The sequence below is a fragment of the Rhizobium sp. L43 genome (assembly GCF_002531725.1).
In the GTDB taxonomy this organism is placed as follows: domain Bacteria; phylum Pseudomonadota; class Alphaproteobacteria; order Rhizobiales; family Rhizobiaceae; genus Rhizobium.
The window spans coordinates 1-14,004 of record NZ_NWSQ01000053.1 but is presented as its reverse complement, the minus strand read 5'-3'; the positions used below and the strand labels follow the sequence as shown (position 1 = coordinate 14,004).

10 protein-coding genes are annotated in these 14,004 nt (G+C 60.9%); 9 read left to right on the top strand and 1 reads right to left on the bottom strand.

Going from position 1 to position 14,004, the window contains the following annotated elements; all coding sequences use genetic code 11:
• Positions 1 to 248 precede the first annotated feature (248 nt).
• Positions 249 to 1,292: a LacI family transcriptional regulator gene (locus CO667_RS33475; RefSeq protein ID WP_063475054.1), complete on the bottom strand. Its 1,044-nt coding sequence runs from the start codon at positions 1,290 to 1,292 to the stop codon at positions 249 to 251.
• 454 nt (positions 1,293 to 1,746) lie between these two features.
• Here CO667_RS33475 and CO667_RS33465 point away from each other — a divergent pair, with 454 nt between their 5' ends.
• The 9 genes from CO667_RS33465 to CO667_RS33425 all read left to right on the top strand — a co-directional run bounded on the left by CO667_RS33465 (position 1,747) and on the right by CO667_RS33425 (position 13,895).
• Positions 1,747 to 2,982 carry an ABC transporter substrate-binding protein gene (locus CO667_RS33465; RefSeq protein ID WP_097622231.1) on the top strand — a complete coding sequence of 412 codons (1,236 nt, stop codon included), beginning with the start codon at positions 1,747 to 1,749 and terminating at the stop codon, positions 2,980 to 2,982.
• 150 nt (positions 2,983 to 3,132) lie between these two features.
• Positions 3,133 to 4,038, top strand: a complete 906-nt coding sequence (locus CO667_RS33460; RefSeq protein WP_012757807.1) for a sugar ABC transporter permease — start codon at positions 3,133 to 3,135, stop codon at positions 4,036 to 4,038.
• Positions 4,031 to 4,975, top strand: a complete 945-nt coding sequence (locus tag CO667_RS33455) for a carbohydrate ABC transporter permease (protein ID WP_097622230.1) — start codon at positions 4,031 to 4,033, stop codon at positions 4,973 to 4,975. Before CO667_RS33460 ends, CO667_RS33455 begins: the two co-directional genes overlap by 8 nt.
• Positions 4,976 to 4,979: 4 nt before the next feature.
• On the top strand, positions 4,980 to 6,086 hold the full coding sequence (locus CO667_RS33450) for an ABC transporter ATP-binding protein (RefSeq protein ID WP_097622229.1): 1,107 nt from the start codon (positions 4,980 to 4,982) through the stop codon (positions 6,084 to 6,086).
• 294 nt (positions 6,087 to 6,380) lie between these two features.
• Positions 6,381 to 8,840, top strand: a complete 2,460-nt coding sequence (locus tag CO667_RS33445; RefSeq protein WP_097622228.1) for a glycoside hydrolase family 2 protein — start codon at positions 6,381 to 6,383, stop codon at positions 8,838 to 8,840.
• A 38-nt stretch (positions 8,841 to 8,878) separates the two neighbouring features.
• Entirely contained in the window at positions 8,879 to 9,640 is a 762-nt protein-coding gene (locus tag CO667_RS33440) for a sugar phosphate isomerase/epimerase (protein ID WP_097622233.1), read from the top strand.
• An 8-nt stretch (positions 9,641 to 9,648) separates the two neighbouring features.
• Complete coding sequence (locus CO667_RS33435) at positions 9,649 to 10,782, top strand: Gfo/Idh/MocA family oxidoreductase (protein WP_097622227.1); 1,134 nt, start codon at positions 9,649 to 9,651, stop codon at positions 10,780 to 10,782.
• Between the two features lie 284 nt (positions 10,783 to 11,066).
• A complete protein-coding gene (mgrA, locus tag CO667_RS33430; RefSeq protein ID WP_097622226.1) occupies positions 11,067 to 12,098 on the top strand; it encodes an L-glyceraldehyde 3-phosphate reductase in 1,032 nt (343 codons plus the stop codon).
• A 183-nt stretch (positions 12,099 to 12,281) separates the two neighbouring features.
• Positions 12,282 to 13,895 carry a glycoside hydrolase family 43 protein gene (locus CO667_RS33425; RefSeq protein ID WP_097622225.1) on the top strand — a complete coding sequence of 538 codons (1,614 nt, stop codon included), beginning with the start codon at positions 12,282 to 12,284 and terminating at the stop codon, positions 13,893 to 13,895.
• Positions 13,896 to 14,004: the final 109 nt, after the last annotated feature.

Here is a 14,004-nt window from a genome sequence, read left to right as displayed (position 1 = left end):
CAACAGAATCACAATCCAATCGCCGCCGCCAGCAAACATTCACAGGCTCTCAGGATGAGGGGCGTTGGTGGATGCCGCGCTTAAGGATAGGGCAGCGGAGTAGGGATGTTTTCAATAGTGGTGCCCGCGGTGGCACGGGTCTGTCTAGTGATCGCCAGCGCCCAAGAGAGCCTCATCCTGAGGTGCCCCGGAGGGGCCTCGAAGGACGGGGCGGGTGCTTGGCGTGGCGGCAAGCTCCGGTGCCCCACCTACCGCCCACTCTCCGGCCAGGTCGGCTGACTGATGCTCTGCAGCAGTTCCGGTTCGACGCCGTCGATGCGGGCGATGACGGCTTTGGCCATTTCGCGGCCGGCCTGGCGCACGTCTTCCTGGGCGGTGATGATCTCGGGGCGGATCCAGTTGAGGATCGGTACCGATTGTTTGGAGACCATGTCGAGGTCGCGGCCGAGGGCCTTGCCGGCGGCCTCGATGCCGGCATTGACGGCGATGGCCGCACTGCCGGCCGAACAGACGATGCCGTCGGGGGCGTTGGCCGAGCGCATCATCACCTCGACGACGTCGCGGATGTCGGCGAGCGGGGCGTCGGTGTTGATGCGCAGCGGCACTTCCTCGGCGCCGTAATCGTGCAGTCCGGTCTGGAAGCCGATGCGGATATGGGCGTAGTAGGTGAGCTTGCTCGGCGGCTGCAGCAGGGCGATGCGGCGGCGGCCACGCTTGACGAGCTTTTCCACCGCCTGATGGGCGAAGGCCTCATTGTCGAAATCGTGGAAAGGGTGCGTCAGACCCGCATCGGTGCGCCCATGTGTGGCAAAGGGCATGCCGCGCTCGCTCAAGAGCCGCACGCGCGGATCGTCCGGCTCGATGCGCGAGATGATGACGCCGTCGGCCGAGCCGGTATCGAGGATATAGCGCACCGGCAGCATCGGGTCCTTGCTGTGGGAATGCGGCGTGATGACGATATGATAGGGCGTGCCGGACAGGACCTCGGAGATGCCGAAGACCATCTGGCTCGAGAAGCCCATGATCTCCTCGTCGATGCTGAGGACGAGGGCGATGACATTGGTCTTGCCGGTGCGCAGGCGCACGCCCGCTCTGTTCGGCTGGTAGCCGAGCTGGCGGGCCACCATGCGCACCCGCTCCTTGGTTTCCGCCCCGATGTCGGGCGCATCTTTCAGCGCGCGCGACACCGTCGTGACACCAAGGCCGGTCATGAAGGCGATCGTCTTCAATGTCGGGCGCTCACGCGCTGCCGGCGTCGATGCCGTTTGCCCGAAATTTCCCTTGTTTTCCATCCCTATAGGCCTGCCTCGCGCGAATTGGTTTCGCTTATAAAGGCTTTTTCACGCGCCGTAAGCCCGCCGCCTGCCAAAATCGCGCCTCCCTGAAGGACGCAATCTGTAACGATACAGTAGAAATGTCGAGTGCTTTTTCTTGTGTGCATAGCAGCATCATATCCACAGGTTGAATTGACGTCTTGTCGCTTGTTTTTTTGCGGTTGCGAAGAAGGCAATGCGAGAGGCGAAATTATCGGGCGAAACTTACTGTTTTATATCAGTAATATACATCAACAACGCATATGCGAAAAAGCTTTTCTATAGATCGATTCACGGGATGCACCGGTTCGGTTCGAAACAGGCAGAAGTAGCAATTTGGATGTTCGCGGAAAAATTTACCGGCGGACAGTTGCGTGGGGAAATCGATTGATCTAAGTTTTTCCGGCAACGTTTCAGTGAGGGAGGAGAACTCATGAAAATCCGTATTATGGCAAGCCTGCTTGCCGCTTCGGTCGCGCTTCCGTTCGGCGCCGCCAATGCCACCGATCTCGAAGTCACGCATTGGTGGACCTCGGGCGGCGAATCCGCTGCTGTCGCCGAACTGGCCAAGGCATTCGACGCCACCGGCAACCACTGGGTCGACGGTGCTATCGCCGGTTCCGGCGGTACGGCCCGTCCGATCATGATCAGCCGCATCACCGGCGGCGACCCGATGGGCGCCACCCAGTTCAACCACGGCCGCCAGGCCGAAGAACTCGTCCAGGCCGGCCTGATGCGCGACCTGACCGACGTGGCGACTGCCGAGCACTGGAAGGACATCGTTCGTCCGTCGAGCCTGCTCGATTCCTGCACGATCGACGGCAAGATCTACTGCGCTCCGGTCAACATCCACTCCTGGCAGTGGCTGTGGCTTTCGAACGCAGCCTTCAAGAAGGCCGGCGTCGAGGTTCCGAAGAACTGGGACGAGTTCGTTGCCGCCGCTCCGGCTCTCGAAAAGGCCGGCATCATTCCGCTCGCCGTCGGCGGTCAGCCGTGGCAGGCGACAGGCGCCTTCGACGTACTGATGGTCGCGGTTGCCGGCAAGGACGTCTTCAATAAGGTCTTCAAGGACAAGGATGCGGAAGTCGCTGCCGGTCCGGAGATCGCCAAGGTGTTCAAGGCAGCCGACGATGCCCGCAAAATGTCCAAGGGCAGCAACGTCCAGGATTGGAACCAGGCGACCAACCTCGTCATCACAGGCAAGGCCGGCGGTCAGATTATGGGTGACTGGGCGCAGGGCGAATTCGCACTCGCAGGCCAGAAAGCCGGCACCGACTATACCTGCCTGCCTGGTCTCGGCGTGAACGAGATCATCTCGACCGGCGGCGACGCCTTCTACTTCCCGCTGCTGAAGGATGAGGAAAAGTCCAAGGCGCAGGCCGTGCTTGCCAAGACCCTGCTCGATCCCAAGACCCAGGTTGCCTTCAACCTGAAGAAGGGCTCGCTGCCGGTTCGCGGCGACGTCGATCTCGCCGCCGCCAACGACTGCATGAAGAAGGGTCTCGACATCCTGGCCAAGGGCAACGTGATCCAAGGCACCGACCAGCTGCTTTCGGCCGATAGCCAGAAGCAGAAGGAAGACCTCTTCTCCGAATTCTTCGCCAATCCGTCGATGACGCCGGAAGACGCTCAGAAGCGTTTCGCCGGGATCATCGCTTCGGCTGACTGATCGGTAGATTCGCTGCCGCCCGGACGATTTTGGTCGTCCGGGCGGCAGCGAGGTCTCTCCGGTATCTTCAGCAGATTTCGGACGTGGGGACGACAGGCGGCGCCTGCCGTTTCGTCACAGGTCGCAGTTGCGATTTGAGGAGGAGTATTCATGACGGGTCAAGCGCGAGCAGGCCGGCCAAATAAGTTGCTGCGCAATCTGAATGCCAAGATTGCGTCCATCCCAATGATCCTGACGGCGCTGGTGATCTTTGTCGGCGGCACGTTTTGGACGATCTTTTATTCTTTCACCAATTCCAAGCTCCTTCCGCGGTTGAGCTTTGTCGGCTTCGATCAGTACCAGCGCCTCTGGGCGGCACCCCGCTGGGTGACGGCGATCGAGAATCTGGCTGTCTACGGCATCCTCTCGCTGATCTTCAGCCTGGTCATCGGTTTCATGCTCGCCGCGCTGATGGACCAGAAGATCCGTTTCGAAAACACCTTCCGCACCATCTTTCTCTATCCCTTCGCGCTGTCCTTCATCGTGACAGGCCTCGTGTGGCAATGGGTTCTGAATCCCGATTTCGGCATTCAGGCAGTGGTGCGCTCTATCGGGTGGACGAGTTTCACCTTCAATCCGCTCTATACGCCTGAAATCGTCATCTACGGCATTCTGATCGCGGCGCTGTGGCAGGGAACGGGCCTCGTCATGTGCCTGATGCTTGCCGGCCTGCGTGGGATCGACGAGGACATCTGGAAAGCGGCACGCGTGGACGGCATTCCGATGTGGAGGACCTATCTCTTCATCGTCATCCCGATGATGCGGCCGGTCTTCATCACGACGATCGTCATCATCGCCTCCGGCATCGTCAAGGTCTACGACCTCGTGGTCGCGCAGACATCGGGCGGACCGGGCATCTCCTCGGAAGTGCCGGCGAAATATGTCTACGACTACATGTTCCAGGCGCAGAACCTGGGGCAGGGCTTTGCCGCTTCGACCATGATGCTCGTCACCGTCGCGATCATCATCGTTCCATGGGCCTATCTGGAATTCGGAGGAGGGCGCAAGCGTGGCTAATATTGAAACTCTCAACACTACTGCCGCCGGTATGGACGCGGTCGCGCCGAAACTCGGCGAAGGTCCAAGCGGCCCGAAGCCGCGCCCTGCGCTGTCGCCGCGCAATATCATGCTCTACGGCACGCTGATCGTGGCCGCGCTCTACTACCTGCTGCCGCTCTACGTGATGGTCGTGACGTCGCTGAAGGGCATGCCGGAAATCCGTCTCGGCAACATCTTCTCGCCCCCGGTGGAGATCACCTTCGAACCGTGGGTGAAGGCCTGGGCGGAGGCCTGCACCGGTCTCAATTGCGATGGCCTGTCGCGCGGTTTCTGGAATTCGGTGCGCATCACCGTGCCGTCGGTCATCATCTCGATCGCGATTGCTTCGGTGAACGGTTATGCGCTCGCCAACTGGCGCTTCAAGGGATCCGAGCTTTTCTTCTCGATCCTCATCATCGGGGCGTTCATTCCCTATCAGGTGATGATCTACCCGATCGTCATCATCCTGCGCGAAATCGGCATCTACGGTACGCTGACCGGCCTCGTCATCGTGCATTCGATCTTCGGCATGCCGATCCTGACGCTGCTCTTCCGCAACTACTTCGTGTCGCTGCCGGAGGAACTGTTCAAGGCGGCGCGTGTCGACGGGGCGGGCTTCTGGCAGATCTTCCTGAAGATCATGCTGCCGATGTCGCTGCCGATCTTCGTCGTCGCGATGATCCTGCAGGTGACCGGCATCTGGAACGACTTCCTGTTCGGCGTGGTCTTTACCCGGCCGGACACCTATCCGATGACCGTGCAGCTCAACAACATCGTCAATTCCGTCCAGGGCGTGAAGGAATACAACGTCAACATGGCGGCCACGATCCTCACCGGTCTCGTGCCGCTGATCGTCTATTTCGTCTCGGGACGGCTTTTCGTCCGTGGCATCGCCGCCGGCGCAGTGAAGGGTTGATCCTATGAACATGAATTCAAGTGTCTCCAACGCAAGTGTCTCGATCAAGGATCTGTCGCTGAACTTCGGCGCGGTCAGCGTGCTGAAGGATCTCAACCTCGACATCAACGACGGCGAATTCCTCGTGCTGCTCGGCTCGTCCGGCTGCGGCAAGTCGACCTTGCTGAATTGCATTGCCGGCCTGCTCGACGCCTCGGAAGGGCAGATCTTCATCAAGGGCAAGAACGTTACCTGGGAGGAGCCGAAGGACCGCGGCATCGGCATGGTGTTTCAGTCCTATGCGCTCTACCCGCAGATGACTGTCGAAAAAAACCTGTCCTTCGGTCTTCGCGTTGCCAAGGTGCCGCAGGCCGAGATCGACAAGCGGGTGGCGCGAGCCTCCGAAATCCTGCAGATTCAGCCGCTCCTGAAGCGCAAGCCGGCCGAGCTTTCCGGCGGCCAGCGCCAACGCGTGGCGATCGGCCGGGCACTGGTGCGCGATGTCGACGTCTTCCTGTTCGACGAGCCGCTGTCCAACCTCGACGCCAAACTCCGCTCGGAGCTGCGCGTCGAGATCAAGCGCCTACACCAGTCGCTGAAGAATACGATGATCTACGTCACCCACGACCAGATCGAGGCGCTGACGCTCGCCGACCGCATCGCCATTATGAAGAGCGGCATCATCCAGCAGCTTGACGATCCGACGACGATCTATAACAGGCCGCGCAACCTCTTCGTCGCCGGCTTCATCGGCTCGCCATCGATGAATTTCCTGCACGGCGAGCTGGTCAAATCAGGCGACGGCATTGCCTTTTTAGCCAACGGCGTCATTTTTTCGCTCGCCGCCTACGACGCCAACGAGACGCTGCAACCTGGCCGCAAGGTGGTGCTCGGCGTCCGCCCCGAACACATCAAGGTCAACGAGAATACCGGCGGCGAAGAACATGACGCCACCGTCGATATCGAGGAGCCGATGGGCGCAGACAATTTGCTGTGGCTGAAACATGCCGGTCACACGATGTCGGTACGCGTCAACGGCGCGCGCCGCTTCAATGTCGGCGCCAAGGTGAAGCTCAGCTTCGACATGACGGTCGCTTCGGTGTTCGATGCCGAGAGCGAGTTGCGTCTTTAAAGAGTTCTGCGGGTAGGGCCGGAAACGGTGGCGGCTGCTTGAGGTGAGGCCAATAAGCCCTCGGGCGAGTTTGGCGAGAGCGCTAACCCACCCTCCGTCATCCTCGGGCTTGACCCGAGGATCTATACCCGCTGCTGCTGGTGGATGCGGTTTGGATCCTCGGGTCAGGCCCGAGGATGACGGAGAGCGGGGCGGGCGGAAGGAGCCCGTTCATGGCGCGGGCGCGCTGGGGTTGGATATCCGGACGGCAACCAAACGCCGTCCTTTTCAAAAACGTAAATCGGAAATGACATCGTGACGCATCCATCAACACCCTCCAACATCGACCTCTCCGGTTCGTGGCAGCTTAACTCCGTCGACGGCGAGATCCGCACCGCGATCGTTCTGCCAGGCGACGTGCACACCGCGCTGCATCGCGCAAACCTGATCCCCGATCCCTATTTCGGCCGCAACGAGGAGAAGGTGCAGTGGGTCGCCGAGCGGGAATGGGCGGTCGAGCGCAGCTTCACGCTGCAGGAGGCCGAGGGTGATTGGTATCTCGATATCGACTATCTCGACACGGTCGCCAGCGTCTACGTCAACGGCTTTCTGGCGCTAGAAGCCGACAACAGTTTCCGCCGCTACCGGCCTGATGTCTCGAGCATGCTGAAAGCAGGTGACAACGTCATCCGCATCGTCTTTGCCTCCAATATCGCTGTCGGGGCCGAGCGGCAGAAGAAGCAGCCCTTCTACATTCCCTACAGCACCGGCAATTCGCCGATCCCCGATGGCAATATGCTGCGCAAGCCGCAATGCCATTTCGGCTGGGACTGGAACATCGCCATCGCGCCGTTCGGCCTTTACGGCACGATAGCGCTGAAGAAGCTCGAGACGGCGCGCATCGAACATGTCGTCACCCGGCAGACCCACAACAATGACGGCTCGGTCGACCTCATGGTGACGGCGAGCCTGTTTGCCAAGCATGCCGGCATCGCCCAGGTCTATTTCGATCTCGACGGCGAGCGCGTGCGTCTGGATGTCGGGGTCAAGGGCGAGACGGATGTCCACCATCTCTTCCATATCGACAATCCGCGTCTCTGGTGGCCCTCCGGCAGCGGCGAGCAGGCGCTCTATACGCTTTCCGTCGAAACGCCGAAGGATGACGTGAGCAAGCAGATCGGCCTGCGCACCATCGAGCTGATCACTACGCCGGACGCGGCCGGCAGCCGTTTCACCTTCAAGGTCAACGGCCGTGAAATCTTCTGCCGCGGCGCCAACTGGATCCCCGCCGATGCGCTCTATTCGCTGTCTTCGCCTGAGAAGACCGAGGATCTGCTGCAGTCGGCGAAAGCCGCCAACATGAACATGATCCGTGTCTGGGGCGGCGGCTTTTACGAGCAGGATCATTTCTATGATCTCTGCGACCGGCTGGGTCTCATGGTCTGGCAGGACTTCATGTTCGCCTGCAACCTCTATCCCTCGACCGAGGACTTCCTCGACAATGTGACGATCGAGGTCGATTACCAGGTGCGCCGGCTCTCCTCGCATCCCTCAATCGTGCTCTGGTGCGGCGACAACGAGCTGGTGGGCGCACTCACCTGGTTCGAGGAATCAAGGAAGGATCGCGACCGCTATCTCGTCTCCTACGATCGCCTCAACCGCACAATCGAACAGGCGGTGAAAAAGGCACTGCCCGGCGCGCTCTGGTGGCCGTCGAGCCCGGCCTCCGGCTATCTCGATTTCGGCGATGCCTGGCATGCCGATGGCTCCGGCGACATGCATTACTGGTCGGTCTGGCACGAGAACAAGTCGTTCGACAATTACCGCTCGGTGCGTCCGCGTTTCTGCTCGGAATTCGGCTTCCAGTCCTACACGTCGCTGCCCGTCATCAAGACCTATGCCGAGGCGAAGGACATGAACGTCGCTTCTCCTGTGATGGAGCTTCACCAGAAGAATGCCGGCGGCAACGAGCGCATTGCCGGCACGATGTTCCGCTATTTCCGTTTCCCCAAGGATTTTCCGAACTTCGTCTATCTCTCCCAGATCCAGCAGGGGCTGGCGATCAAGACGGCGGTGGAGTACTGGCGGTCGCTCAAACCCCATTGCATGGGCACGATCTACTGGCAGCTCAACGACACCTGGCCGGTCGCATCCTGGTCGAGCCTCGATTATGGCGGCCGCTGGAAGGCGATGCATTATCTCGTCAAGCGCTTCTTCCAACCGGTCGCGGTCGCCGCCATCCCTTCGGACGACGGCAAGACGATCCGCTTCTCGCTCGTCAACGATACGCTTGCCGATGTCAGCGTCGATCTTTCGATCTCGCTTCTGACGATGAAGGGCGAGCGGCGGCACCTCAAGGACGTACAGGCCATGTGTTCGCCGGATGCGGCCGTCACAGCTGCGAGCATCGACGTCTCCGATTTTCCCGAGGGCACGCTGCTGGCCTGGCATTTCACCGCGTCGAACGGCACCGGCGGCGAGGGGCATTATGTCAACGGCACCTACAAGGCGCTGGAGCTTGAGCCCGCGGGGCTTTCCGTCACCCACGAATATGTCGAAGCGAGCGGCGTGGTCGACATCAACATCACGGCCAAGGGACTTGCGCTCTTCGTGATGATCGAGACCGAGACGGACGGCAAATATTCCGACAATGCCTTCGACCTTGCATCAGGCGAGAGCCGCCGCATCACCTTTACCCCGGCGCATCAGCTTGACCGCGGCAAACTGCCGGAATTCCGCTTCTACGATCTGCATTCCTGCCAATCGGCGGATTGATCCTTCCAAGAATGGGCACGAGGCCCAAGGAGACCATGATGACGAAACTCAGCTACCAGCTCTACAGTGCGCGCAACTTCCAGCCCTATTCGGCGATTTTCGAAAAGCTCGGCAAGGCGGGCTATGCCGAAGTCGAGGGCTTCGGCGGCATCTATACCGATCTCGACGATGCCGGCCTGAACAGCCTTCGCGCCGATCTCGACAAGAACGGCCTGGTCATGGCGACCGGCCATTTCAGCCCCGATTTCCTGGAAAAGGACGTACAGAAGTCGCTCAACATTGCCAAGATTCTCGGCATGGATTCGATCTATGCGCCGCATCTGGCCGCTGATCAGCGCCCCTCCGACGCCGCCGGCTGGGTCGCCTTCGGCAAGCGCCTGCAGGAGATCGCCAAGCCCTATAAGGAAGCCGGCTATGAATTCGGCTGGCACAATCACGACTTCGAGTTCGTCAAGCTGCAGGACGGCTCGCTGCCGATCGAACGGATCTTCGAAGGCGCGCCCGACATTTCCTGGGAAGCCGATATCGCCTGGGTCATCCGCGGCGGTGCCGATCCCTTCGCATGGGTCGAAAAGCTCGGACCGCGCATCACCGCCGTGCACGTCAAGGACATCGCCCCGGCCGGGGAAGCGACGGATGAGGACGGCTGGGCCGATGTCGGCCACGGCAAGGTCGAGTGGGCCAAGCTGATTGCGGCACTGCGTGCCACCAAGGCGAAGCACTTCGTCGTCGAACATGACAATCCCAAAGATATCGATCGCAACATCAGCCGCTCGATCGCATCCTTCCAGACTTATTGAGGCACATCATGACCAGGGAACTTGGCGTCGGCATCATCGGATGCGGCAACATCTCCACCACCTACTTCTCACTCGCACCGCTCTTCAAGGGGCTGAAAGTGCTGGCCTGCGCCGATATCAACGTGCAGGCCGCCGAGGCGCGCGCCAAGGAATATGGCGTCAAGGCACAGACGATCGAGGCGCTTCTCGCCAATGACGAGATCGACGTCGTCGTCAACCTGACGATCCCGGACGCGCATTTTCCGGTATCGAAGGCGATCCTCGAGGCCGGCAAACACGTCTATTCGGAAAAGCCGCTGGTGCTTACGCTGGAGCAGGGCGAGGAGCTTCGCCGCATCGCCAAGGCGAAGAGCCTTGCCGTCGGTTGCGCGCCGGACACCTTCCTCGGCGGGGCCCACCAGCTCGCCCGCAAGTTCATCGATGACGGCGGCATCGGCCGGGTGACTTCGGGCGCCTGCTACGTGATGAGCCCCGGCATGGAGATGTGGCATCCGAACCCGGATTTCTTCTTCCTACCGGGCGGCGGCCCGATCCTCGATCTCGGCCCCTATTACATCGCCAACCTGATCAACCTGATCGGCCCGGTGAAGCGCGTCGGCGCCATGACCTCGATGGCGTCGGAGACCCGCACCATCACCAGCCAGCCGCGCAACGGCGAGATCATCCCTGTGAAGACACCGACGACGATCCAGGCGCTGCTCGAATTCGTCAACGGCGCCACGGTGACGCTGACGGCGAGCTGGGATGTCTGGTCGCATCGCCATGCCAATATGGAGCTCTACGGGACGGACGGCTCGCTCTATGTGCCGGATCCGAACTTCTTCGGCGGCACCGTCGAGGCAAGCGGCCGCGACAAGGAGATCAAGCCGCTCGATGCCTGGGAGCATCCGTTCGGCAAGATCAACCAGGAAAGCCCGAACGGATCGCGCGCCAACTACCGCACTGCCGGCCTTGCCGACATGGCGATGGCGCTGATCGAGGGCCGCGACGCGCGCTGCTCGCTCGACCGCACGCTGCACGGCGTCGATGTCATGACCTCGATCCTTAAGTCGGGCGAGGAGGGCCGTTTCATCGACCTGACGACGACCTGCACACAGCCGGCCGCCCTCGGTATCGAAGAAGCGCAGGCGCTGTTGAAGTGATAGGGTATGGCCTGGGTCTGCGGATCGCCAGGTACGCCCTCCGAACGTCATCCTCGGCCTTGTGCCGAGGATCTGCAAACCAGGCGGCGAATGCTCGGTATCGATTGATCGCAGGCACTCTTGAAGTCGTCAAGAACTCGCGCGTTCGCTTGCCGTATCAGCGCGCTTGTTCCAACAGCTCTGTCATGCCTGGGCTTGGTCCGAGGATCCGCAAGCAGCGTGGCAGATGCTCGGCACAAGGCCGAGCATGACGATCATAGAGATACTTTAAAGGAGTTATTCAGATGAGCTGGCAACCCGCCGCAGACCGTTATTCGAAAATGAAATATAACCGCACGGGCCGTTCGGGCCTCAAGCTGCCGGCCGTCTCCCTCGGCCTCTGGCACAATTTCGGCGGCGACACGTCGCATGACCGCAAGATCGACATGTGCCGCACGGCTTTCGACCTCGGCATCACCCATTTCGACCTCGCCAATAATTACGGCCCGCCGCCCGGCAGCGCCGAGACCGCCTTCGGTGAAATCCTGCGCACGGAATTCGCCGGGCTGCGCGACGAGCTGATCATCTCGTCGAAGGCCGGCTACGACATGTGGCCGGGTCCTTATGGCGAATGGGGCAGCCGCAAGTACCTGATCGCCTCCTGCGACCAGAGCCTGAAGCGCATGGGTCTCGACTATGTCGACATCTTCTATTCGCATCGCTTCGATCCGGAGACGCCGCTGGAAGAGACCTGCGGCGCGCTCGACCATATCGTCCGTTCCGGCCGGGCGCTGTATGTCGGCATTTCCTCCTACAATTCGCAGCGCTCGCGCGAAGCCGCAAAGATCCTGAAGGAAATCGGCACGCCGTGCCTGATCCACCAGCCGAGCTATTCGATGCTCAACCGCTGGGTCGAGGACGACAGGCTGCTCGATACGCTCGATGAGGTCGGCATGGGCTCGATCGTGTTCTCGCCGCTTGCCCAGGGCATGCTGTCGACGAAATATCTCGGCGGTATTCCGGAAGACAGCCGCGCGGCACAGAATCACTTCCTCAAGCGCGACTACATCCGCCCTTCGATCATTGACAATATCCGCAAGTTGAACGGGATCGCCGAAAAGCGCGGCCAGACGCTGGCGCAGATGGCGATCGCCTGGGTGCTGCGCGGCGGCCGCGTGACCTCAGCACTGATCGGCGCCAGCCGCTCGTCGCAGATCGTCGATTGCGTCAAGGCGCTGGATAATCTTGAATTTTCGGCCGAGGAGCTTGCTGAGATTGATGTCTATGCCAAGGAGGCCGATATCAATCTCTGGGCGAAGTCGGCGGAGCGGGAATAGGGAAGGCAGAGCCGGAATTTGCAGAATATTCTGCAAATTCCCTCATTCCTGTGCTCGTCACAGGAATCCAGCCGCCGCGCGTCCGCGCGGCGAATAGAGTTCTTTCAGCCGAAGGACTTGGTGACATACTTGCCCCGCTTTGACGTACGTACCACAGCAATAATCTTGGAGGAGGCCGCTTTCATGATCCGCAATCCCATCCTGCCGGGGTTCAACCCCGATCCGTCGATCTGCCGCGTCGGTGCGGATTATTACATCGCCACCTCGACCTTCGAATGGTATCCCGGCGTGCAGATCCATCATTCGCGGGACCTGGTGAACTGGACGCTGGTGCGCCGGCCGCTGGAGCGCCGATCGCAGCTCGATATGCGCGGCAATCCCGACAGCTGCGGCATCTGGGCGCCGTGCCTGTCCTATGACGACGGGCAGTTCTGGCTGGTCTATACCGACGTCAAGCGCTTCGACGGCAGCTTTAAGGACGCGCCGAACTACATCGTCACGGCGCCCTCGATCGAAGCGGAATGGTCGGATCCCGTCTATGTCAATTCCTCCGGCTTCGATCCTTCGCTGTTCCACGACGATGACGGTCGTAAGTGGTTCGTCAACATGCAGTGGAACCACCGTACCGAAAGCTATGGCGGCTCGCCGAAATCGCCGGCCTTCGATGGCATCTTGCTGCAGGAATGGGACCCGGCGACGAAGGCGCTGAAGGGGCCGATCAAGAACATCTTCGCCGGCAGCCCGCTCGGCCTCGTCGAAGGCCCGCATCTCTTCAAACGCAACGGCTGGTACTATCTGACCACCGCCGAGGGCGGCACCGGCTACGACCATGCCGTCACCATGGCGCGCTCGCGTGATATCGACGGACCCTATGAGATGCATCCGAACATGCATCTGATCACCTCCAAGGATCATCCGGGCGCGGTGCTGCAGCGGGCAGGGCACGGCCAATATGTCGAGACCCCGGATGGTCAGGCCTATCACACCCATCTTTGCGGCCGGCCGCTGCCGCCGAAGCGGCGCTGCACGCTGGGGCGAGAGACCAGCCTGCAGAAATGCGTCTGGCGCGACGACGGCTGGCTTTATCTCGAAAACGGTACCTCAGTGCCAGATGTCGATGTGCCGGGCCTTTTTGGCGCGGTGCCTGCGGAAAAAACGATGCGCAGTGAATACAGCTTCGATGGCGGCACGCTGCCGGCTGATTTCCAGTGGCTGCGCACGCCGGAGCCAGAGCGCATCTTCAACCTGACGGATCGTCCTGGCCATCTGCGCCTGATTGCGCGCGAAGGCATCGGCTCCTGGTTTGAGCAGTCGCTGGTCGCCCGCCGACAGGAGCATCACAGTTTCCGCGCCGAGACCGTGGTCGAATTCTCGCCCGACACCTATCAGCAGGTGGCAGGGCTGACGCATTATTACAACCGCCACAAATTTCACGCCGTTGCGGTGACGCTGCACGAAACACTCGGCCGCTGCGTGACGATCCTCTCCTGCAACGGCGACTATCCCAATGGACGCCTGAGCTTTCCCGCCGATAGCGGGGTTCCGATTGCTGCCGAGGGCCGCGTCCAGCTTGCCATGGAAATCCGTGAGAATGATCTGCGATTCTTCTGGCAGACCGAAGGCAAGGGCGCCTGGCAGCCGATCGGCCCGGTCCTTGACGCTGGCATGATTTCCGACGAGGGCGGGCGCGGTGAACACGGTTCCTTCACCGGCGCTTTTGCGGGCGTGTTTGCTTTCGATACATCGGGTCGGGCGAAGGTCGCGGATTTTGACTGGTTTGTTTATGACGAATTGTGAGGGGGCGCTTGACCATCGGACGCCCACTCTCCAGCCTCATCCTGAGAGCCTGTGAATGTTTGCTGGCGGCGGCGATTGGATTGTGATTCTGTTGGGTCGTTGATTTGCC